17 protein-coding genes are annotated in these 22,440 nt (G+C 48.8%); 5 read left to right on the top strand and 12 right to left on the bottom strand.

From position 1 onward, the window contains the following. Window positions 1-296: 296 nt before the first annotated feature. From QUA56_RS30080 to QUA56_RS30050, 7 genes are all read right to left on the bottom strand, one after another. Window positions 297-4,187 carry a PatA/PatG family cyanobactin maturation protease gene (locus QUA56_RS30080; protein WP_333365645.1) on the bottom strand — a complete coding sequence of 1,297 codons (3,891 nt, stop codon included), beginning with the start codon at window positions 4,185-4,187 and terminating at the stop codon, window positions 297-299. A gap of 227 nt (window positions 4,188-4,414) precedes the next feature. Beyond that, complete coding sequence (locus tag QUA56_RS30075; protein ID WP_333365642.1) at window positions 4,415-5,359, bottom strand: LynF/TruF/PatF family peptide O-prenyltransferase; 945 nt, start codon at window positions 5,357-5,359, stop codon at window positions 4,415-4,417. Between the two features lie 322 nt (window positions 5,360-5,681). Further along, entirely contained in the window at window positions 5,682-5,924 is a 243-nt protein-coding gene (locus tag QUA56_RS30070; protein WP_333365640.1) for a microcyclamide/patellamide family RiPP, read from the bottom strand. 135 nt (window positions 5,925-6,059) lie between these two features. Continuing rightward, window positions 6,060-8,393, bottom strand: a complete 2,334-nt coding sequence (locus tag QUA56_RS30065) for a TOMM precursor leader peptide-binding protein (protein WP_333365637.1) — start codon at window positions 8,391-8,393, stop codon at window positions 6,060-6,062. Window positions 8,394-8,442: 49 nt separating this feature from the next. After that, complete coding sequence (locus QUA56_RS30060; protein WP_333365634.1) at window positions 8,443-9,204, bottom strand: cyanobactin biosynthesis PatC/TenC/TruC family protein; 762 nt, start codon at window positions 9,202-9,204, stop codon at window positions 8,443-8,445. A gap of 27 nt (window positions 9,205-9,231) precedes the next feature. After that, window positions 9,232-9,483 (bottom strand): cyanobactin biosynthesis system PatB/AcyB/McaB family protein, encoded by a 252-nt coding sequence (locus QUA56_RS30055; protein ID WP_333365631.1) that lies wholly within the window; start codon window positions 9,481-9,483, stop codon window positions 9,232-9,234. Window positions 9,484-9,579: 96 nt separating this feature from the next. Then, window positions 9,580-11,568, bottom strand: a complete 1,989-nt coding sequence (locus tag QUA56_RS30050) for a PatA/PatG family cyanobactin maturation protease (RefSeq protein ID WP_333365628.1) — start codon at window positions 11,566-11,568, stop codon at window positions 9,580-9,582. 426 nt (window positions 11,569-11,994) lie between these two features. On the opposite strand from QUA56_RS30050, the gene tnpA reads away from it, so the two are divergent. Both tnpA and QUA56_RS30040 read left to right on the top strand, forming a co-directional pair. Further along, a complete protein-coding gene (tnpA, locus tag QUA56_RS30045) occupies window positions 11,995-12,405 on the top strand; it encodes an IS200/IS605 family transposase (protein ID WP_333365625.1) in 411 nt (136 codons plus the stop codon). A gap of 333 nt (window positions 12,406-12,738) precedes the next feature. Next, a complete protein-coding gene (locus QUA56_RS30040) occupies window positions 12,739-14,949 on the top strand; it encodes a peptidase domain-containing ABC transporter (protein WP_333365623.1) in 2,211 nt (736 codons plus the stop codon). 126 nt (window positions 14,950-15,075) lie between these two features. Here QUA56_RS30040 and QUA56_RS30035 read toward each other — a convergent pair whose 3' ends face one another. Then, window positions 15,076-16,122, bottom strand: a complete 1,047-nt coding sequence (locus QUA56_RS30035) for a PDDEXK nuclease domain-containing protein (protein WP_333365620.1) — start codon at window positions 16,120-16,122, stop codon at window positions 15,076-15,078. A 183-nt stretch (window positions 16,123-16,305) separates the two neighbouring features. After that, a complete protein-coding gene (cimA, locus tag QUA56_RS30030) occupies window positions 16,306-17,919 on the bottom strand; it encodes a citramalate synthase (RefSeq protein ID WP_333365617.1) in 1,614 nt (537 codons plus the stop codon). A 117-nt stretch (window positions 17,920-18,036) separates the two neighbouring features. Here cimA and QUA56_RS30025 point away from each other — a divergent pair, with 117 nt between their 5' ends. Together QUA56_RS30025 and thiO are read left to right on the top strand one after the other, a co-directional pair. Then, a complete protein-coding gene (locus QUA56_RS30025) occupies window positions 18,037-18,375 on the top strand; it encodes a 2Fe-2S iron-sulfur cluster-binding protein (protein ID WP_333365614.1) in 339 nt (112 codons plus the stop codon). A gap of 155 nt (window positions 18,376-18,530) precedes the next feature. Further along, entirely contained in the window at window positions 18,531-19,640 is a 1,110-nt protein-coding gene (gene thiO, locus QUA56_RS30020; protein WP_333365611.1) for a glycine oxidase ThiO, read from the top strand. 731 nt (window positions 19,641-20,371) lie between these two features. Here thiO and QUA56_RS30010 read toward each other — a convergent pair. From QUA56_RS30010 to QUA56_RS30000, 3 genes are all read right to left on the bottom strand, one after another. After that, on the bottom strand, window positions 20,372-20,839 hold the full coding sequence (locus tag QUA56_RS30010; RefSeq protein WP_333365608.1) for a hypothetical protein: 468 nt from the start codon (window positions 20,837-20,839) through the stop codon (window positions 20,372-20,374). Between the two features lie 94 nt (window positions 20,840-20,933). Then, on the bottom strand, window positions 20,934-21,140 hold the full coding sequence (locus QUA56_RS30005; protein ID WP_333365605.1) for a hypothetical protein: 207 nt from the start codon (window positions 21,138-21,140) through the stop codon (window positions 20,934-20,936). Further along, entirely contained in the window at window positions 21,100-21,297 is a 198-nt protein-coding gene (locus tag QUA56_RS30000; protein ID WP_333365602.1) for a rhodanese-like domain-containing protein, read from the bottom strand. The genes QUA56_RS30005 and QUA56_RS30000 overlap by 41 nt, the downstream gene beginning before the upstream one ends. A 92-nt stretch (window positions 21,298-21,389) precedes the next feature. Between QUA56_RS30000 and QUA56_RS29995 the strand changes: the two genes are divergently transcribed. Beyond that, the coding region (locus QUA56_RS29995) for a transposase (RefSeq protein ID WP_333365600.1) at window positions 21,390-22,440 on the top strand (1,051 nt) is incomplete at its 3' end.

Here is a 22,440-nt window from a genome sequence, read left to right as displayed (position 1 = left end):
AGGGTTCACTGCGTTCAACCCAACCTACGTATATTATAGTAATCGACCGGACATGATATTACAGCACTTTTGGTGGTAAGTGAGGTACATAGCAGAGGTAGGGACACGGCATTGCCGTGTCCCTACGGGGAGCGATCGAGAAGCGGGTGTAGTTCATAAACCTGGAATAGGCTGTATATCGTTTCCGGTTGGATGGGCACGATCGAGTCAAGCTCAATAATTCCACATTCCCCCACTCCCCACTCCCCATCCCGAACGGTGTTACCGGAATTGATATGAGTCCGTCACCGGTGCGTTCAACTCCCTTTACCAGGGATTGACCAGCTCCTCACCTCACCCAAAGTCACGGGCATCAGAAGCACCACATCAAGGGTAAAGCGGAAGACCTTGCGCCCCCGACGACTACTGTCTGGGTCGTAGAACTCAAGCTTGACATCCCAACAGTCACTGTTGATGCGACAGAACGGGCTTTTTTCGACGTTAATGGTGTCGAGTTGACGACCCTCGACGATCGCCCGCGCAAAGGTCAAAGCCGCTTGGAAGATGTTGGTGGCAGCGAAGTTGAGGGCCCGATCGCGCGAAGTCTGCCCCACATTGCGAAGATCGTTGTAGACTCGGTTGAGGAAGGCTGTCAGAGCCTGTCGCACGAGGGGTTCTTGGTCTGGGTTCACCTGACGAGAGATTGCCGCCATCGCCGCGTTCACCAGGGTATTGACTTTCCAGCCGTACATTCCCCGCACGTTAGGTACCGTCACTACAGGCACAACCTCACCGGAGGAGAGTTCCACCGTGCGGTTGGTGCGTCGGGCGGGTATGCTGATCCGCTCCACAAATTCATCGCTCGCTTCTGGCTCGAGTTGCCCCGCCAACATCAGCACAAACATCTCGTAGACCTCGCCGTCGGTTGACTCTAGGGCATATATCGTGTCTCCATCGAGGTTCAAGGTCCAGATCAGGGAACGGCTTTCATCTGGATTGCGATCGAGGTGTTCGACCATCTGGCGAGCATCGTAGGGGTCTGCTGGCACCATGATGCCGTTTACTTCGGCGGGAGCCATCTGTTGTTGGAAAGTGTCGCGGCGGGTTTCATCCCCAAAGTCGTAGCCGATCGTCCCTAGGGCGTAAACGTTGCCAGAGTAGGCGGTGCTGGCTTCGACAGTGCCTGTGTCTGCGGGAGTCGCGGCGGCGGTGACGGATGCCTCGGCAGGAGTGGCGGGCAAGACAGCAGGCATGGCTGCACTGGCAACAACCTCTTGGGTACTGGGGGGGGCATGACTCGCGACGGGGGCGGCATAGCCTGCCCGTTCGGTGCGGATCACTCGATCGCCCGCGAAGGAAATGGTGAGGGAGGGTTGCCCAAACAGCACTCTCATTGCGCCCGGGATATTGACAAAGCCGCGCAGACATTGTTCCGGTTTTTCTGCGTCGCAGGGAATCGCGGTATTGAGCAGTGCTATTCGGACGGCTTCGGCATCAATGGGTTTGCCCTCTTGCAGTTGCAGACTCATTAGTAGCGCAGAAATACCCGTCATCACCGGAGCTGCCATGCTGCTTCCTGTTATCCGCACTGGTTTTTCGGTGCAGGGTTGCGCCCCTAGAATATCTTCACCCGGAGCAAGGATACCTTCTTCTGTGTTGTTGCCGCCCCAGTTGCTAAAGTTGCACGGCGTACCATCGACTTTTGCGGCTCCGACAGCTAGGGTTCCCGGCACCACGGCAGGCAGACACCAGGATTTGTTGAAATTGTTCCCTACAGGCGCGACGATCAATATATTGTTGTCTTGACATTTTTTAATCGCTTGGAGAAGGATCTCTTCCCCTTCACTGGTTTGGGTGGGGCGACAAAAAGCGCAGTGGATAATATTTGCACCCAATTCTAAGGCTAAATCAAAAGCCCGGGCGAGGTTAAGAGCAGACAGCACATCGTTATAGTTACCTGCTTCATCGTCAGACTTACCTTGTACTAGGGCATCGTGGGGCATATTGATTACCCGGCATTTGGGAGCCACGCCGAAAACAGGGCTATGCTCTTGACCGACGATTGTACTGGTGACGTGGCAAGCATGGTCGTTGACTTCAACCCGCGTCCGGATGTCTTCTGGTAAGGCAGCGTCGATCGCGGCTTGTTTCTCTTTACCCTTGAGCCCCTTATCCCTGATTGCTTGAAAGCTGGCATAATGTTCTGGGCCGATCGGATCTGCTGGTTCGTGCCAGTAGGGAAAAACCTTGGAGACTTGAGCTCCGGCAAAACAGGATAATGTGTAATCTGGGTCGCCGTCTAAAATTACAATCGTGATGCGGGGGTCGCCGAGGGTTTGGTTGTGGAGTTGGGCCAGTCCCGGGATGCGATCGTCCAGGTCATGGGGGTGGAGTGCCACCGATAGTTTGGTTGCAGAACTTTCAACTTCACTGGCCCAAATCCCCGCCGACTCCCTTTCACCCTCAGCGACACTGGATGAATCTGGAGTCTGGGCGATCGGATCTGAAGCAGCCAAGTCAACAGCCTCAGCCCCAGTTTCCTCAACTTGCGCTGAGGTATTTTCAGGACTTTCCCACACCTGAGCCGGCGGAATTTTTGCCACTAGCCCAACTGACTCAAGCTGATTTCCCAATACTTCTGTCTCAGTAGACTCTGATTCAGCCTCAACTCCACCAAATTCAATCTCACTAGCTGAGACCATAGCCTCAGTCAACCCTTCCGCGTCATCAACCTCAATCGACTCCAACCCACTTGCTTCGACATTGCGGTTAGGCAACGATCCAATCGCAAATTCTCCGACAGCCGACTCTTCCACATAGTCTAGACCCGTCGCCCGACCAAAAGCATCGCTATCCCCAAACCCCCACGCACAGGGAGCCAGTCCCATATTGGTTGCCACCAAGTAAAAGTTTTGCTGTAGCACCCCAACGTGCTTAAGCACCGTCGCATAAGCGACAGAGCGATAGCGACGAAAGAGCCGACCAAATCGCGCTGTAATTACCAGAAGGACTTGTGGTGAGCCCAAACCGTCTGGGAGGTTGTTCACAACGTTATAGCCTGACAGAGCAAAGATATTGCCTGGTGACCCAATAATCTGCTCGAGTTGATGGTTCAATGGGTTGTAGTGATACAGCCCTGTGTCCAACCCTTCACATCGTCGCACCACCGGATAAATCTCTAGCTCATACATCGCTCCACCGTTAGGGTACGGCCGACGGCTCAACTCGCCATAGTCAATATCTGCTTTAAAATCTAGTATTTCTCGCCAATTCTTACCTAACAACTCTTCTATGCCAAGTAATTCCTTAACACGGGCAGTGCGATACAGTAGTTCGCTTAGTTGCTCGATCGAGATCGGATGGTTATCGTCATACTCTCGAACCGATTTTCGTGCTTCGATCGCTTCTGTCAGCGTGGCATCGTTATACATCAATGCTCCCAGGTTCGGACGCGGCAGTGGCACAATCCTGTCGCTCATGGGCGGCTTCACCACGGGGAAATCCGACCACTGCTCAATGTCATTGTCTCTGCCTGGGTAGTCATGGCGACCGTCGCGGCTGCGGCTGTGGAACAGCAGGTTATGAAAGTCCCAAAGCTGGAGCGAGGGGGGTTCAGGGTCAGCCGTCAGAAACCCCGCGGCCCAAAGCAAATTGAGGAACTGATAGGCGGTTTCTGGTCCGAGGTAGGGCGGTGGCGTCAGTGTTGCTAAGGTTTGGGGCTGGGCGAGTTGAGCCAGGAGCGCACTTGCTCGCCAGTCGAGGAGTTTGACCCGAAATTTGGAGAGGGGGGACTCCAGAACCATTGTGCCTTCGTAGGAATGTTGGTAGGCGAAGCGGGAGAGGCCCAGACGGGTTTGTGTCCAGTAGGGTTCGGTCAAATTCAATTCGGCAGATTCCACCATCGGAACCGCCACTGCCAGCGGCAACACAGCGTAACTCAACCAACCCCGCTCATCCAATTGTTGTAGCGTCAGTGCAAACTGTTCCCCGGCTGCCCGACCATCAAGATCGGCTAACCCTTCCACGAGAGATGCGGTGGTGGTGTTGCCTGCCTTGAGACGATCGAGAGCAATACCGATTCCGGGCGTTGTGGCAAGGGTTAGCAAAGCGGTCGGATCGGATTCTGCCGAGTGCAGGGTGTAGTAGTCTTCGGCGCTTTTGACTTGGACAAAAGGGTTGAGGGAAACAGCGAAAGGGTGATTGCTCATGGCGATGGACAATTACAAAACACAATTAGGTGGGTTAGTCGATGACAGCAGAGTGTTTGCTACAGATGATTGACCGAGAAACTAGGGGAGAGGGTGACGGGTAAATTGATATGTAGCGTTCTTTTTTTGATTTCATATTACTGTTTGATTCTGACAAAATCACCACCCCGAAATCAATCGGTTATTCTAAGTTTCGATCTCGTCGTCAGAGTCATTTTCAAGAAAAATCAAAATCCCGGATGCGGTTCACATCCGTCACGTTGATCGTAGTAGAAACAAAAATTTTCTAATCGACTCTTCTCTAACTCTGGCTCTGTAACAGCCACACCAGTACCTGTGATGCAACTTTGACTTTGACAAAAATCATATATTTTATCACCTAAGCTATTAAATAAAAAATATTTTGGTATGTCTTTGATGTTTGTGAAGTAAAACCATAAGACTGGGGTTGCATAGGCTTTAGAGAAGCATGCAAGGAGGACATAAGATCCCCTGAAAATAAAATTCACTTTCTGTGAAAAGTATTTTTGTATATAGGCTGTAAGATACTTTCCTCTAGTTCTTAATGCTCCAGGCTGTGCTGGAGCACAAGGGCATATATCGACACGACTACGACCGTCTAAGAAAAGTTTAAAGGCAATTGCCTTAGTATCTCTAATCAAAACCTGTGTTAATTCATCTGAGTAGTGACCGCCATCGAGAGCGATCGCTGTCCTTGCTAATTCTTCAGGATCTTCCTCGTCTTCGATATAGACAAACAGCACTACACTGGAATCTTCCTGCTTTGAACCCAAGTGAAGGCCAATAGTGTTGTTAGTGATTTTGTGAGAGCCAATATGTGCTGCGGCAAAATGCTCTAACGAGCCACGATTAATACGTACACCCAAACGATTCTCGATTTTATCTAAGAACTTAAACGCATGAGTTAGCGATTCCGGCCAAGTCTTTCCAGGATATTGACCAATCTCATGACGTCCTGCTAGCAGCCGACTCCCTTCAACTTGGCAAGAGGATTCAACATAACAAGAACCTTCTATCTCAAGAATTGCCTCTTCAAAAAGAGGGAGAGGGAAGGTTGGCTCAACATCAAAAGCCTCTTGATGATTTCGGATAAACTGAAGACGGCGGTTTTTGAGATGATTATTTTCAATAGTAGAAGTTAGGTTCATCATCTGAGTAAAGTAGATCGCATCACTATTATTTCTGTTGCTAATCTCAATGCAATTTAATCGCCAGTGGGATTTACCAGATGGAGATTAATCGGTCACATTCCTCACGGCGCTACAACGCTTCGGCGTTGTAGCGGGAGCCTCCAGGGAGGTGTAAGATGAAGACGAGGTAGATGAAGAAAGCTCACAAAACTCACGATAAAGTAAAGTTTCGATCGCAACTCCACATCTTTAACCTCGTCAACAACATACAGCCTAGGAAATCACTGCGATGGCAACTGGAGGTTAACAGTCGTGCCACTAAAGTGAGCTAGGCTATATATCCTTATTCGTCGAAGGAGGACAGGCAACCTGTGTAAGATGCTTCCGCACCATCGAAGGAGGACAGGCAACCTGTGTAAGATGCTTCCGCACCATCGAAGGAACACGTGCAAGAAGTGGTAGATGCTCCCACACCATCGTTACCTAGAGCTTCCTCAGAGAGTTCAGCCAAGTAGCTGGGGAGTTTACCAGTGGTGCTCCGCATCACTGGTTTGCCTTGTTGGGGCAGAATGTTCTTCTTATCCATGAGTAATTTCCTCATTTTGTTGTTTGGTTTGTTGACCCGTTGAGGTGGGTCAATCCTCTTCTTCGTTGGGAAGAAGCCTAGTAGGGCGACATCTGGTATGTAGCGAAGCCTGTCGCCCGCAAACTTTAAAAAGACTTAAAACGGTATATTCGTGGGGTTCATCTCTGCCTCAGGCAGGGGCACGGTTCGCCATCCCAACTTCACCGGCACATCATAGAGCCGCCCTGGACCCAACCGCGACCAAAAGGTTCGCATTCCCGGTATAATCACTTTGACCACATTCAAGCCGATGTCCGGTCGCGTCTGGTCTAGCACCAAGGTTTCTAGCCCTGCGGCTTGGGCAATCTCCACACAGGTCATCACATCTGTATAGATGTCATCACTCCAACGCTTGGGGTAATCATTGGCGGTCTTCAGCGGCTGCGAGGCATCTGGGACTAAACAGGGATGACTGGCTCGAGTCACTTCTAGCCACCAGTCTTTCGACTCACCCTTGAGCCGCTCGTCGGGAATTTTGTCGATCTCCAGCCCAATTTGGTTCACCTCAGTCAGGGTGCGAAGAATGGCAATCTTCGGGTCGAGGTGCGCCCCAAAACCTATAGCTATCCGCTCTGAACTTCCCACCGTGCGATACGATAAGCCCGCAAACGTCGGAATCCCCAAGTCAGCAGTCAAATCCAGCACCCATAGTTCCCGGTTCAGTTCCCGGTAGAACTGCTGCAACTGAACAAAATACGGCTCATCAAAGCTGCTGAGATCCACCCCCGGACGGCTGAGGCGGTTGTACCACCACAAAGCTACACCATCGCGCTCCACCAGTTCCATGAACCCTTGCAAGATTGCCTCTTCCAGGGTGTTGCCCGCTGCGTTACCGTTGGAATCCGACTTACAGAAGCGATAATCTTCCGGCATAGGATATTGGTAGTAGCAAAAGGCAGTGGGTACATATTTCTGCGTCTGCGCGGTCAACGACCACACCGGAGTCCAGTCAATCGCTTGACTTGCATCAAACCGATGGGGAATCCAGCGATAGGCTGCCTCTGTACCCTGAGCGTTCAAGCTCTCCCGATTGGCATACTGCTCATCGCTAAAGTACAAACACTGCTCCGGATGAACCGCCAAGTCTCCTAGCTCCGCCAGGGTTGCCCGTTTACGGGGTTCGTCTCCCTGAAAGATGCCCGAATAGCGTTCCACTGCCTCACAGAAACCACTCGCCCGGGATTGGCTATCGGTCTTGCCTTTACCAGAACTCTTGTAGTTTAGGGTATTGCGTAGCCCCCGCAGGGTAATGGCGCTGCCGAAGCTATGCACCGCCCGGTAGGTGTGTACCAAGGGATTAGTTGGGTCAGAGACCCGCACCAGTTCCGTTACCACGCCCGTTACGGGGCTGAGCAAGTGCTGGTATTTCTGCAAGGTCTGCTCTGGGGTGGTGGAACGGTGGCCACCATCGTGGGTGAAGTGCTTGCGGCGCGATTCTAGCTTCAGCGGTTCAAGCCCCTGCCGTTGCATAATTTCTGGGTCGCCACAGGTCGGACATTGCGGCCGCTTAATCAAGATATGGCTTTTCAAGTCCAGAATTGTCTGGTTGAAGGTGATAACCTTGCCGTCGAGGGTGGGGAAGCGTGCCGTTCCCGGCGCAGTCGCATTGACGTGTTGCTTGACAATCCACTTGGCGATCTCGGTGGCGGCGAACTGTAACCCAGTTTGCAGGGTCGAAGGCAGCGTCGCCCGTGCTGTGGGCAAGCAGGCTAATACACTCCCGTTCTGACCATTGCGCTCTTGCTGGGCTTGTTTTTGCCGCAATACCGACGACTCAACTTCGCGGTTGCCCCGCAGCCGATGAGCCAGACAGCGCCAACACCCTGTATCTCCGGGAACAAACACTGGGCCCAACCAGAGGACACTGCCCACCGGCTTGACGAGCAGCCAAGTTTGTTGGCGCTCCAGAGCCTGCTTGTTGATGGTTGCTAGTTCGGGCTGCAAATAGTCATCGGTCAAGACGATGTTGAGCGCCGCTGAGGAATCGGCGTCTGTGGGGTTTTGCACCGGAATGCCCATGTCCCGCAGGGCAGTTGCGAGGGCAGCAAGGGTTACTTCACTGATGTTATCGCCCACCGTTGTCAGCGTGACCGGCTGCTGTAGCCCCTCGGCCGCCACAGGGGGTGCAATGCCTAGCTCGCTCCAAAATGCCGCCACTTCCGAGGATAGTTCCGGGGCCACCTCGGTGAGGTAGCCTTTCTCTGCGAGGCGATCCAGTACATAGTCGATGTATTCTTCTGGGACTTCCCCATCCAGCTTTTCGACAATCTGCTCCCGGGTGTGTTGCCCGTTCAGCAGAGGCACGATTTGGCAGTAGAGTTGCCCGCTGAGGGCGTAGTTGCTCTGTTCAGCAAGGAGGTAGACTTGGTTTGGCTCGATCGCCTCGACATGAAAGTGGGGCTTAATTTGGAGCAGTGTGGTGGATTGCATACAGCGAACAGTCAGTCATTAAGTGGACGATAACAAGACAGGCTAGGGATTAGGCCCAGATGCGGCCCCGGCGGAAGGGTTTAGGGTGTTTCTTTGACTCCTTGGCTTGCTTTTTGGCGTAGTCGCACCAGTAGGCATAATCTTGCAGCCCGGTCTGGGAAGTGGGCACGTAAGACTTTTTCTGTTCAGGGGTGGAGGAGACTTCCGAGGGTGTTACTTCTGTTTTCTCCTTAGCCGTTTCCTTTTTCTCATTAGCCATAGTTTCCTTAGTTTCCTTAGTTTCCTTGGGTGTTTCGGGTGTTAGGAGAGTTTGCGGTTGCTGGGGGGCCACAACCCCCTCTAGCTTGAGGTAGTCGATCCGGTGTGCCCCATCTCCCAACCCACTAGCAGTGGTCAGGGTCAGGGTATGTTGCCCAGCGCTGAGGGCTGGCAAGGGAATCTGGGTTTTGGTTGGCTTGCCTGACCCGATCCCGACGAGTTCGGTGACTGGCTTACCATCAACCAAGAGGGTGTCAACCTGAGAGCCAAAAAAGTTGTAAAAGAGCGTAAGTTCGCCTGTGCTGTAGCTTTGGGCAAGAGTGAATTGGATATTCAGTTTGTCGGTGGAAAAAAGCTGCTTTCCTTTGCTCTTTGGTTTGGTCTTGCGACCGGGAACCACGAGCAACGATGGCATCTGGGGCTGGTTAATCGGGTCTGGATCTAACCCAACAACGTAGGTAAATTCCTCTTGCCAGCCGCCTACCTGCGAAAACTCCTGACCTCCTTTACCAGCTTGACCAATTTGCCATAGGGTTTCAGTTTGCTGAGGCATTATGATTAGGGGCTTATCAGTGGCCCGTTAATAAAATCTTCCCATGCCGCCAAAGCCGCCCCAGCCCTGGCTGGCTGTACTCTGGCTGGCACTAGAGTGCATCACTTGGCTGAAACTGCGGTTGGCATAGGCTGGAGGATCGTTATAGTTGGCGCCGTGGAGCAGATCCATCCGAATATGCACCAAATCCTCGGTAAGACCATCTTCCACATCCACGCACAGCGCAGGCTGGATGAAATGAGGCCGTTTGACGGGGGGAGACAATATAGGAAGTCGCATGGTTGAGGATTCTCCGTATCGATAGGGTGAACAAATCTAGATGTCTTGGCGAGAGTCCATTTTGTTGTGGCACTCTCACCCCAATTGTATTCCCCTTTAATACGGTGAAGACCAAGAACGAACTTCGCCCAACGTGACCGGAATCAGATCGCTGACATCAATGGTGAAGCGGAAAATCTTCTTGGCACGGCGGTTGTTTTCAGGGTCGAAGAACTTCAACTTCACATCCCAGCAGTCGCTATCCATGCGACAGAAGGGACTTTTTTCAACAGTAATGCTGTCGAGTTCCATGCCAACGGCAACCGCTTCGCTGAAGGTTTGGGCCGCTTGGAAGGCGTTGGTGACGGAGAAGTTGAGGGCGCGGTCTTGGGAGGTGGTTCCTAAGTTGCGGAGGTCGTAGTAGATGCGGTTGAGGAAGCCATCTAGGGTGTTGCGGATGCGGTCTTCGTCAGCAGTGCCGTCTTCAGCTTGAACCGCTGCCATCGCCGCTCTCACCAAGCTGTTGACTTTCCAACCGTAGATGCCGCGGGTGCTTTGGGGTTCAACCACTGGGATAACTTGACCGGAGTAGAGCTTGACCTTGCGCCCGGTCAAGATGCCCGGTATGCTGACGCGCTCAACGTATTCGGCATCGTTTTCGGGTTGGATTTGACCGGATAGCAGTTCGTGGAGAGCGCGGTAGGACTCGGCGCCGAAGGGACCCGTAGGGTCGATCGCATAGACGGGAGTCAGTTCAATGTTCAGCGTCCAAATGAGCGATCGCGCCTCAGAAATATTGTCGTCCAGGTAATCCACCATCTGGCGGGCGTCGTAGGGGTTCGCAGGAACCATAGTTCCCCCAAAGTTGAAAGGCGGCATCAGTTGCTTGAACGAGTCCCGGCGGGCTTCGCTCCCGAAGTCGTAGCCGAGGGTTCCTAGGGCATAGACAATCTGACCGAGATCGGGAAGTTCGCTGGGGGCTTGGCTGGCGGTGACGGAGTTAGCAGTTATGTTGGGCATCATTGGTTGTTGGGTTACAGATGTAGGAAACGATTGCATCAAATTGTGCAAGTTGGGGGTGTTGCTAGGGACAGCCTGAGCCGCTCCTGGCTTGGCTCCAGCAGCAACCAAGCTAGGAGCCGGTTGCCCTCGATCGGCCATCGCTTCACTGGCGTTGGTTAAGCCGCCATCACAACCGCAGCCTGCGGCTTCTACTTCTGATGCACCCACTGATGCGAATTCCTCAGCCATATTTCCTCCTTTTAATAACGTTATGGCTCCAGAGATGTTCAGTCTGCCCGCGAGACACCGACGGGTTTCTTCTGGCAAGTCAGGGTCGCAGGGTAAGGCACTCTGCAACAACACTTGACGAATTTTTTGGGGATCGGGGGTTTTTCCCTGTTCCCGCTGAAGACTCAGCAGCACGGCTGCTACACCTGAGACAATCGGAGTGGCGAAGCTCGTACCGCTAAGGCGATCGGTGCCACCGCCTGGTTTAGCTCCCAGGATGTCCTTGCCTGGGGCAAGGATGCCTTGGTCTTTGTAGGCTTCGCCCCAGTTGCTAAAGTCCAGGGGTTTGCCATTAGCATCCATCGCCCCGACCGCTAGCACAGAGGGCAAGGCAGCGGGTACGTGCAAGCAATCGCAACTATTGTTGCCAGCCGCAGCGACGAGCAAGACGTTGTTCTCTCGGCACAGACGAACCGCATTCTGTAACCAGCCATCGGCCTCGCCAAAGTCGGTCAGTTGACCGCCGCTGAGGTTGATCACGTGGGCGCCGGCATTGACTGCTTGCTCGATCCCCCTAGCCAAATCTAGCTGGGAAGTCTTGAGGCGATCGTCCGCGAAGACTGGCACAATGATCCCCTTGCATTGGGGAGCTATCCCCTCCACCGGACTGCCCGGTTGCCCAAAGATAATGCTGGCAACATGGGTTCCGTGGGTGGACATATTGCCACCGATCTGGGCATCACCTTTAACCAAGGTGGGCAGATACGTTAGGTCTGCGCCTTGGAAGCAAGGATGATTCTGGTCAACAGGACCATCCAAAACGGCAATACAAATACTACTATCTCCCTGGGAGAGCGTACTTAATGTATCTAGCATTTAAACGTATTTATTCCAAACACTAATCAGCATAGACTAGTTTTTTTACACCTATTGATAGCTGCGTTTTCACCTTCAAGGTAAGGTATGACAAGCAGGCTGCTTGAAGTGTAGTCTTTGAAAAAAGATGATGGGGAAATTTCTTGAACCCTAGGGATTAGTTGTAGTGCTGCACAATCTTATGCTTGCCAGACGAGCGAACTTAATATGACCGAGGATCGATCGTCTAAGTTGGCAAGCTGCTGGTTGTGTAGCGCTATACTAAAAATCTAAAAATAATAAAAACATACTGAGCTGAGTTTATGCAAGTGTTTCTACACATTTCTTATTATTTGGAGAGATTTTGTACTGGTATCGTGCCTTCATCCTGTTAAGCTTAGTTGGTATGCATTTGCTGTTACAGGTTGGTCTGCATCAACGAAAACTATGTATAGAACCGAAAGGCATAGCGTTACAGACTTGAAGATTCACTTGGTCTGCGTAACAAAATATCGAAAGTCCGTATTCACGGACGATGGGCTGGAGTTGGTTGAAAAATCTTTCCGAGAAGTAGCCCGACAGATGAATTTTCAGATATTAGAATTCAATGGCGAAGGCGATCAAGTTCACGCACTGATTGAATACCCGCCCAAGCTGTCGGTTTCACAAATAGTAAACGCACTCAAAGGCGTATCTAGTCGCCGTTACGGACAAGCTGGATACAAGAAACCCGACCAAGAATCTTTGTGGAGTCCCAGTTACTTTACCGTTTCTGTTGGAGACGCACCAATTGAAGTTTTGAAGCAGTACATCAAAGACGAAAGTCGCCCTAGAAGCGCGAGGCTTGAATCCCATTAATGTCGGTCATTGCAAACCAGATAGAGTTTGAATCCAAAAAATTAATCTACAGAAGTCTGTCCTCTGGCTGCAATCCGTTGGAAGACTTTGTGCTGTTGAATGCGGGATTTTGGCAGAAATACACCTGCCGGATCTCGCCTATTTTTAGGAGACAAAGAGGCAAGAAAATACGCCCTAGCCCTTCCCCGAGCTCGAACTCATTTTTTGTTTAAATTCCGTTAATTCAGTTAGAGAACTGTGAAAAAAGCGATCGCCCATAAATTTATGGGTACTTTTTGCTGATCGGCCAGGCGGCGGTGGGTATTGTTCTTTAGGCTCTACTCATTTGAAAAAATGCTAAAAAACATCCTATCTTTCCCAGGAATACAATTCTACGGAAAAACAAATAATTCTCTGAAATATCAGGTTGTTCTCCAGCACAGCGAAGAAGATTGCGGCGCGGCTTGTCTGGCTTCGATCGCCAAATTTTACGGTCAGAATTTGACAATTAGCCGCTTGCGAGAATTGGTCGGTACGGGCCAGCAAGGGACGACTTTGCTGGGCTTGAAACAAGGCGCTGAGGCGATCGGCTTGAATGCTCGATCGGTGCGAGCAGCCGCTGCAATTTTAGACAAGCTCGATAATGCCCCTCTACCGATGATTATTCACTGGAAGGGCTATCACTGGGTAGTTTTGTATGGGAAGCAGGGCAACAAATATGCGATCGCCGATCCGGGAGTCGGTATCCGCTATGTTTCCAAAGCAGAATTAGCGGCCTCTTGGACAGATTGGCTGTGCTTGCTGGTGGAACCCGATCCTGAGCGGTTTTTTGGTCAAAGTGACGGTCAAGCACCCGCAAGTTCCCTACAGAGATGGATGCGGCGAATTGGCATTTACCGCAAGATTTTAATGGAAGCATTTTTGCTAAACACGGTCTTGGGTTTGCTGTCAATTTCTTCGCCTTTTCTAGTTCAAATTCTCACCGACGACATTCTGGTGCGGGGCGACACGCAACTTCTGGCCAGCGTGGCGATCGCAGTTATCGTCATGAACCTGTTTAGCAGCAGTTTAGGCCTGGTACAGTCGAACTTGATCGCTCAGTTTTCCCAGCGTTTAGAATTGGGATTCGTGATGGAATTCGGGCGCAAACTCCTGCGCTTACCTCTGAGTTTTTACGAAACCAGACGCAGCGGTGAAGTTATTAGTAGATTACAAGATATTCAAGAAATCAATCAATTAGTTTCTCAAGTCGCTATCAGCTTGCCGAGTCAATTTTTTATAGCTGTAGTTTCTTTTTGTTTCATGCTATTTTACAGCAAAACACTAACACTGGCAGCTACAGTTATTGCTTTATTGATGACTGCTTCTACGGTAATCTTTCTGCCCGTATTGCAGCAAAAAACGCGCAACTTACTCGTACTAGAATCTGAAACTCAAGGCGTTTTAGTAGAAACATTTAAAGGCGCGCTGACCGTGAAAACGACTGGCAGCACCCAGCAACTTTGGGAAGAATTTCAAACCCGCTTCGGTCGCTTGGCAAATCTCACTTTTCGCACTACGCAAATCGGCATTCTCAACAATATATTTTCCGGTTTTGTTGCCTCGGCGGGCAGCATTACTCTGCTGTGGCTTGGTAGCGGTTTGGTAATTGACAAGGTATTGAGTATCGGTCAATTGCTAGCGTTTATCAGCATGAATCAAAATGTCACTACTTGGGTGAATTCCTTAGTAGGATTTAGCGACGAAATGACTCGCGTCCAGACAGCAACTCAACGGCTTTCGGAAGTCATCGACGCTGAACCGGAAACTAAAAACGATAGTAATAAACCTTTTGTAACAATTCAGAATCGCGACCATATTATTTGTAAGGGAGTGAATTTTCACTATCCGGGCAGGCTCGATTTGCTAGAAAACTTTTCTGTCACCTTTCCCGGCGGCCAAGCCATAGCTTTAATCGGCTATTCCGGCTGCGGCAAAAGTACGCTAGCGAAAGTAATTGCTGGTTTGTATCCGCTGCAATCGGGTAATATTAGAATTGGCGATTACAACTTGCAAGATTTGTCTCTCGACAGTCTGAGACAGCAGGTGGTTTTGGTTCCTCAAGAAGCACATTTTTGGAGCCGTTCTATTCTGGAAAATTTTCGTTTGGGAAGTCCAGAAATTAGCTTTGAACAGATTGTGAAAGCGTGCAAAATTGCGGGTGCGGATGAATTTATCAGCCAATTGCCTGATAAATATCAAACAGTTTTAGGGGAGTTTGGAGCGAATATTTCTGGCGGACAAAGACAGAGATTGGCGATCGCCCGCGCCATTCTCAACAACCCGCCCGTATTGATTTTAGACGAATCTACCGCAGGGCTTGACCCGGCAAGCGAAGCGGAAGTCTTAGAAAATTTGTTGATGTACCGGCACGGGAAAACGACGATTTTTATCAGTCACAGGCCGCGAGTGATCGATCGCGCCGATTGGATTATCATGTTAGAGCGCGGCAGGTTGAAACTGCAAGGATCGGCGGCAAAATTGCGATCGATTCCAGGAGATCATTTAGAGTTTTTGCATCCTTAAACAGATTGGTAAATTTGTACGGTGCGTTATTCTAGAACCTACCTTACAAATTTACTAAAAATTGTTTTGATAGCATTTAAGGGCATTTTTAAGATTAATCTAGCGGTTTAATGTAGCGATCGCCTTTTATCGTTCCTCCTCAATTTCCAATTCTACTGCTTCTAACTCAGCTTCTAACTGCTCAACAGTTGGCAAACTTCCCTGTAACTGTTCCGGCAAAGCCTCCCGCAATTGATAAGTCGAAACGCCGATCGGTTTATTCATATCCCGCAAAGCATATTCGACAATTTTCTGCTTTTTATTTTTACATAAAATCATCCCAATAGTCGGCATATCGTCCCGGTGTTTCAGCAAATCATCCACCGCCGAAACGTAAAAACTCATCTTCCCAGAAAACTCCGGCTTAAACGCTTCCACCTTCAAATCAATTACCACAAAACACCGCAAACGTAAATGATAAAACAATAAATCAATATAAAAATCTTCCCCTTCAACCTCCAGATGATACTGACTCCCCACAAAAGCAAACCCCACCCCCAACTCCAGCAAAAAATCGCGGATGCGATCTATTAAAGCCTTCTCTAATTCTCTCTCTTGTGCTTCTTTACCTAAACTGATAAAATCAAAATTATAAGGGTCTTTCAACAAATGTTGAGCTAATTCAGATTGCGGGTTGGGGAGAGTGCGAGAGAAGTTAGTATCAGCTTTCCCTTGTCGCCGATACAGCCCGCTTTCTATTTGATGAACTAACACATTTCGACTCCATCCTTGCTCGATAGTTTGGCGTGCATACCACAGGCGTTCCTCTGACGATTTCAGCTTTTCCATTAAGGCGATATTGTGATACCAAGGAATTTGTGCAAGCACCTCTTGCACAAATTGTTCATCCGGGTAAGTTTCCGCAAAACTCCTCATATACTTTAGATTGCGAGGTGAAAAACCCTTCATCTCAGGAAAAGCTTTTTGCAAGTCAGCAGCTAAATTGTCTATAATTTTTGCTCCCCATCCTCGCTGCTGTTGTCGGTTTAAAATATCCCGTCCAATTTGCCAGTAAAGCAACACTAATTCGCGGTTGACAGAAATTACAGCCCGCACTTGAGCTTGTAAAATACGTGTCTTAAGTTCCCGCAGAAAATCATGATAATCTTCGGGAATTAATAAGTTATTCGCCATATTCCAACCCCCACAGATTTTTACCAGTCATCGCCTGTAGCTTGGCATTGTTCACAAATTGCCTCAATTTTATCTCACATCTTGCATCATTCTCAAGAACAGGCAAGATGCCTGTTCCACAAAGAGTGAGTTTTCTTGTGGGGTGGGCATCCTGCCCGCCCGGTTTTTGCGATTTTCTCCTCGTTAATGTACCCGGCAAACTAGGGCGATCGCCTCTTGATTTTCTAGCACCAAACCGTACTCCAAACCTTCAACAACTGCCTGACAAGAAGCATCCAAAATGTTACCAGAAACCCCAACAGTCGTCCAGCGGTCTTGACCGTTACTAAACTCAGCCAAGACGCGAGTTTTAGCAGAAGTTCCCGCAGCGCCGTCGAGAATCCGCACCTTGTAATCTGTCAGGTAAAAATGGGCGATCGCCGGATAAAAATTCACCAAAGCTTTTCGCAAAGCCACATCCAAAGCCGAAACCGGGCCGTTTCCTTCCGCAGCTTCCAAAATATTTGTCCCGTTTACTGACAATTTCACCGTTGCCAAAGCCATACAATCTTCGCCAACCTTATCGCAGTGGACTTGAAATCCCTTAATTTCAAACCACGGCGGCCGTTGTTCCAAGGCTTCCCGCATTAACAATTCAAAAGACGCCTCAGCACCCTCAAATTGATATCCCTGGCTTTCCAAATCTTTCAATTTTTCCAAAATTTGGCGGCAAGCAGGATTTTTGCGATCGAGTTCAATGCCAAAAGTCCGAGCTTTCGCCAAAACATTGCTCAAACCAGCTTGATCGGAAATCACAATGCGGCGACAGTTGCCGATTTTTTCTGGTTCCAAGTGTTCGTAAGTCAGCGGATTTTTCTCAACCGCCGATACGTGAATTCCGCCCTTGTGAGCAAAAGCCGAAAGACCGACAAAAGGAGCACGGTCATCGGGAGCAAGATTGACAATTTCGCTGACCGATCGACTTACTTGAGTTAATCTAACTAATTGCTCGTCTTGAATGCAATCATAACCCAACTTGAGCTGAAAATTAGGAATCAACGAACATAAATTAGCATTGCCGCAGCGTTCGCCGTAACCGTTAATAGTGCCCTGTACCATCGTCACTCCTTCCCGCACCGCAGCCAAAGCGTTAGCAACCGCAACTCCCGAGTCGTTGTGAGTGTGAACTCCTAACTGTAAAGATTTTTCGCGATTGGTTCCTAAAGCTTCTAAAACTTCGCGAACAACCTGACTGACTTCGTGAGGCAAAGTACCGCCGTTAGTATCGCAAAGTACCAGCCATTCTGCACCGGCATCCGCCGCCGCTTCTAAAGTTTTAATAGCATAATCTCGATTCTGCTTGTAGCCGTCAAACCAGTGTTCGGCATCGTAAATAACGCGCCTTCCCTGACTCCGCAAATATTCAATTGTATCTCGAATCATCGCCAGATTTTCTTCTAGCGTCGTCTTCAAACTTTCAATAACGTGCAAATCCCACGACTTGCCAAACAGTGTCACCCAGCGAGTACCGGCGGACAAAATAGCCTGCAACATTTCATCATTGGCTGCCGTTGTTCCCGGCCGCCTAGTCGAACAAAAAGCGACAACTTCGGCTTGAGTTAGCGGCTGTTCTTTGAGCCGCCAAAAAAATTGTACGTCTTTAGGATTTGCCCCCGGCCAGCCGCCTTCAATAAAGGGAATTCCTAAACAGTCTAATTGCCGAGCAATTCGCAGTTTATCTTCGAGAGATAAGCAGAGTCCCTCGCACTGAGCACCGTCTCGCAGCGTGGTATCGTAGATCCAGAGCCGATTTGTCATGGGAAATTGCGATCGAGAACTTGGTAATATATCACTTACTATATTAGAGGAATTTATTTGAAATTAATGCGATAATATATATGAAAATTAACATAAATCTAACAGGGGTAAATCACTGTGGTCAGGGTACAAGCGCAAGGAAAAACATTTGAGTGCGATCGCGAAGCCAATCTCCGTGAAGTTTTGCTCAAAAACGGCATCGATCTCTACAACGGCAACGCCAAAGTCATCAACTGCCACGGCCTCGGCACTTGCGGCACCTGCGCTGTCACCGTCGAAGGCGAAGTTTCCGAGTCCCAGTGGCGCGAAAAAGCCCGACTTTCGGTTCCTCCCCATTCTCCCGCATCCAACCGCCGCTTGTCCTGCCAAACCAAGGTTTTAGGCGATATTAAGGTGACAAAATATGACGGTTTCTGGGGCCAGGGCTCTGAAACTGTCTGGAAACCAATCGGATAGATTTTTTGTCGATCGTAGGACTAAAGCCCCTGTTACAATCCAATCGACTCGTAGGGTGCGTCAGACGAAGTTCTAAAACGATTATCGAGGATTTCGGCATCTGACGCACCTTACGATTATAGATAACGGAGTTAAGGATTTCTGGCAACAAGTCAATGAATTCATCTAAAGATATTCTGATTATTGGCGGCGGAATCATCGGCCTTTCGCTAGCAGTTGAACTCAAATTGCGAGGGGCATCTGTCGCCGTTCTCACAGTCGATTCTAAACAACCGACTGCCCGGGCGGCCGCCGGAATGCTAGCCCCGCAAGCCGAACGAATTCCCCCCAGTCCGATGCTCGATTTGTGCTTGCAAAGCCGCGCACTCTATCCCGCGTGGGTTGAACAGCTAGAAGATATTACCGGATTGAAAACGGGATATTGGCGATCGGGAATTCTCGCGCCAGTGTGTCAAAATGAGTCTCAAGAAAAGCCGCTTTTATCAAACCTTAATTCTCAATGGTTGGACGGAGACTCTGTTCGCCAGCAGCAGTTTGGATTGGGTCAAGAAGTAATTGGCGGGTGGTGGTATCCTGACGACGCTCAAGTTGACAACCGCGCTTTATTTCGGACGCTTCAGGCCGCAACTAAAGAATTGCAAATTGAGATTATTCAAGGTAATGCAGGGGAAATTATTCGGCAGGGAAACCGAGTTTTTGGCATTGAAACAACGGCAAGAAAATTACAAGCTGACCGTTATGTTTTGGCTGCGGGTGCTTGGTCTGAGCAGTTATTGAATATTCCTGTGTTTCCCAGAAAGGGGCAAATGCTGTCAGTATGCGTCCCAGAAGATTGTGGAGCGATTCAGCCGCTGCAAACAGTTTTATTCGGAACTGGCATTTATATTGTGCCGCGTCAAGATGGCAGAATTATTATCGGCGCTACTAGCGAAAATGTCGGATTTACTCCGGGAAATACTGCGGCGGGAATGCTAAGTTTGCTAGCAGGAGCTATTAAGTTATATCCAGAATTACAAAATTATCCGATTCTGGAGTTTTGGTGGGGATTTCGGCCGGCTACTCCTGATGAGTTGCCGATTTTGGGTGCTAGTGCTTGGGAGAATTTGACCCTGGCTGCGGGGCATTACCGCAATGGCATTTTGTTGGCTCCGGTGACGGCTAAATTGTTGGCTGATTTAATTTGCAATCAGAAATCCGATCCGTTATTGGCTGCTTTTAATTATTCGAGGTTTCCTGAATCTTGGAAGTTTGAAAATGGTAAATAGTGAGATTTTGGGCTTTTTTCAAGACGAGGCAGAGCCGGGGAACGAGAAACGAAAGTCAACCACAAGGATATTTTTTGCTATAATCTAATCAGCACAATAGGGTTTTGTAAGTTATGACTTTCAGTGATGTGGTCGAGACGATCGAGAATCTTTCTACTGACGAAAAGCAAGAGCTTTAACTGTTGTTGAAGCAATATCTCCGGGAAGAACGTCGCGAAGAGATGTATCAAAACTTTAAGTCAGCGCAGGTTGAACAACAAAAAGGTGAACTTGAATTTTCCGCTAACATTAATGAACTCAGAATAATGATAGAGGAATAATCGTGGAAGTCAGTTTCAGTTCTTGATTCAAGCGTGCTTTCAAAAGGCGGGTCAAAGTCGATGCTGATTGGGAGGCTAGGTTTTGGCAAAAGCTGGAACAGTTCATCAGAGAGACGTGTGAACCGAGATATTGCACCATTTTCAATAACCTTTATGAACAGGCAAGATGCCTGTTCCACAAAAAATTTACGGGTACATCTCTATTTTGGAAGGGCGAAGCATTCCGGCAGACAATTTATTAGTGAAAACCAGAGATTTACTGCCGGAATGCTTCGCCCCTAGATGAACAGGCAAGATGCCTGTTCCACAAAAAATTCACTCTTTGTGGAACAGGCATCTTGCCTGTTGCTGATAATGATGCAATATCTCAATTTGAACCAAGCTTAAAAACTCATAAATTTTCGTTATAAATTAGTTCAATTCCGGTTTTTTGGGTTGGTTTAATTCCCTACATTTAGCGGCAGCCAAATCGTAAGCATTTTGGTAATCGCTACCGCCTAACATCAAATCGCCGTAATATTCATAAGGTTGATTGCCGTAAATCGGCAGGGGGTCGTCTTCTGGATAATCTTCTTTTGATTCTTCTAGGATTGCTTTGAGTTTCTTGACGCTGAAGCGCTGTACTGGGAAGTAATGAATGTCTTGAGCGATGAAGCCGAGATGGGGAAAGGTTGGGTCAACAATTCGCTCGTCGAGTTCAATCCAGCTATACTCGATGGGTTTATACGGTGCTCCGGGCACAGCTAAAAATCCTTGGACGTAGATTGCGCCCTCTGTTGCTAACGCTGCTTTACAGGCGTTGTCAAAGCAGTTTTTACGGTTGCTTTTGATGCGATCGGCGATTTCAATAGAAAGCGTCTCATCTAATAGTTCGGTCATAATCCCTTTTATTCACGTGCGACTAGATTGTAGCAAGTCAGAGCTCCGAGCACAAAAAACGATCGCAAGTGCGATCGTTCTTCAAATTCCCGTTTCAAGGAGTTGATACAAAATCCTCTGCGGTGGTGGATGTTCTGTCAAATTTGGCTTCCGGGGACGGTTTGCCGACCTGTGCAGGTGGGTTGATACAGGCAGTTTGTCGATCGCCCGTATAGATATCCTGACGGATCGGGAGATTTTTGAGTCGCCCAATATGTGATTTATTGCTCGATCGGCACATCAGGTAGACGGCTCCACTCATTCCACGATCCATCGTAGTTTCGCACGTTGGCATAGCCCAGTAAATATTTCAAAACAAACCAGGTAGATGCAGAACGTCCACCAATGGCGCAGTAAGGAAACACTTCCTTGTCAGCCGTGATGCCCTGGTTGCTGTAGAGGGTATTGTAAAACTTCATTGAGTTTATAAGCAATTATAAACAATAATGGTATTCTATTGTTGTGAGTGTTGAACAAGGAATACGCATCGCCCAAAAAACGCAAGTCTCAAATGCAACTAACACAGAGGCACATCATTAAATCAACGGAACACCGTTTCGCCCAAATTGACGAACTAGCTTTCAAGTCCAAAAACCTCTACAATGCCGCCAATTACGTCATTCGTCAGAGCTTTATTTATGGATGGGGTTATGTCAGTTATAACGAAATGAACCGATTGATGAAGTCAATCGAAGCATATAAGGCTTTGCCTGCTAAAGTAAGTCAGCAAATCTTGATGGTGCTAGACAAGAATTGGAAATCGTTTTTTGAAGCAGTTAAAGCTTACAAAGCTGACTCTTCAAAATTCACGGGTCGCCCAAAATTGCCAAAGTACAAAGATAAGACTAAAGGGCGAAACCTTCTCGTCTACACGATTCAAGCAATTAGCAGCAAACAGTTGAAGAAAGGAATCATTAAACTTTCGGGTACAGAACTTTTAATTAAAACCCAAGTCAATCCCGACCAGGTTTGCCAAATTAGGCTGGTTCCGAAATGTGATTCCTATGTAATTGAGGTGATTTATGATGCTTGTACTGAGCGTAGTCGAAGTGAACCGGAGTCCACCGCCAGTAATGCCAATTCTGTAGCTAGTATTGATTTGGGACTGGACAATTTAGTGGCGTTAACTTCAAATCAACCGGGTTTTACCCCTTTGTTGATTAACGGGCGACCATTGAAATCAATTAACCAGTTCTACAACAAGCGCTCTTCAAGATTGCAATCCCAGTTCAAAGGGAATCGCAAAACATCACCCCGGATTCAGCGCTTAACTCGCTGTCGAAATCAAAAAGTTGACAATTACTTACATCATGCCAGCCGCCTAATTATTGACATTTTAACTGCCAAGCAGATTGGGACGCTAGTAATTGGCAAGAATGCACAGTGGAAAACTGAAATTGCTCTCGGTTCGCAAACCAATCAAAACTTTGTCAATATTCCTCACTCTCGATTAATTGAGATGTTAGAATACAAAGCTCGCTTGGTGGGAATCACAGTAATTGTGCAGGAAGAATCCTACACATCCCGATCCAGTTTTTTAGGTTTAGACCCAATTCCTGTTT

It is taken from the genome of Microcoleus sp. N3A4 (assembly GCF_036701805.1).
Taxonomy (GTDB): Bacteria; Cyanobacteriota; Cyanobacteriia; order Cyanobacteriales; family Microcoleaceae; genus Microcoleus.
The sequence above is the reverse complement of the archived record's forward strand: the minus strand, read 5'-3'. Positions and strand labels throughout refer to the sequence as shown.

Bases quoted from the DNA above. Each gene is read 5' to 3' on its own strand.
- thiO (WP_333365611.1), top strand. From the start codon at position 18,531: ATGAATTCATCTAAAGATATTCTGATTATTGGCGGCGGAATCATCGGC.
- QUA56_RS30005 (WP_333365605.1), bottom strand. From the start codon at position 21,140: ATGAGTGGAGCCGTCTACCTGATGTGCCGATCGAGCAATAAATCACAT.
- QUA56_RS30040 (WP_333365623.1), top strand. From the start codon at position 12,739: ATGCTAAAAAACATCCTATCTTTCCCAGGAATACAATTCTACGGAAAA.
- QUA56_RS30075 (WP_333365642.1), bottom strand. From the start codon at position 5,359: ATGATGAACCTAACTTCTACTATTGAAAATAATCATCTCAAAAACCGC.
- tnpA (WP_333365625.1), top strand. From the start codon at position 11,995: ATGTATAGAACCGAAAGGCATAGCGTTACAGACTTGAAGATTCACTTG.
- QUA56_RS30000 (WP_333365602.1), bottom strand. From the start codon at position 21,297: ATGAAGTTTTACAATACCCTCTACAGCAACCAGGGCATCACGGCTGAC.
- QUA56_RS30080 (WP_333365645.1), bottom strand. From the start codon at position 4,187: ATGAGCAATCACCCTTTCGCTGTTTCCCTCAACCCTTTTGTCCAAGTC.
- cimA (WP_333365617.1), bottom strand. From the start codon at position 17,919: ATGACAAATCGGCTCTGGATCTACGATACCACGCTGCGAGACGGTGCT.
- QUA56_RS30060 (WP_333365634.1), bottom strand. From the start codon at position 9,204: ATGCCTCAGCAAACTGAAACCCTATGGCAAATTGGTCAAGCTGGTAAA.
- QUA56_RS30065 (WP_333365637.1), bottom strand. From the start codon at position 8,393: ATGCAATCCACCACACTGCTCCAAATTAAGCCCCACTTTCATGTCGAG.
- QUA56_RS30010 (WP_333365608.1), bottom strand. From the start codon at position 20,839: ATGACCGAACTATTAGATGAGACGCTTTCTATTGAAATCGCCGATCGC.
- QUA56_RS30070 (WP_333365640.1), bottom strand. From the start codon at position 5,924: ATGGATAAGAAGAACATTCTGCCCCAACAAGGCAAACCAGTGATGCGG.
- QUA56_RS30035 (WP_333365620.1), bottom strand. From the start codon at position 16,122: ATGGCGAATAACTTATTAATTCCCGAAGATTATCATGATTTTCTGCGG.
- QUA56_RS30050 (WP_333365628.1), bottom strand. From the start codon at position 11,568: ATGCTAGATACATTAAGTACGCTCTCCCAGGGAGATAGTAGTATTTGT.
- QUA56_RS30055 (WP_333365631.1), bottom strand. From the start codon at position 9,483: ATGCGACTTCCTATATTGTCTCCCCCCGTCAAACGGCCTCATTTCATC.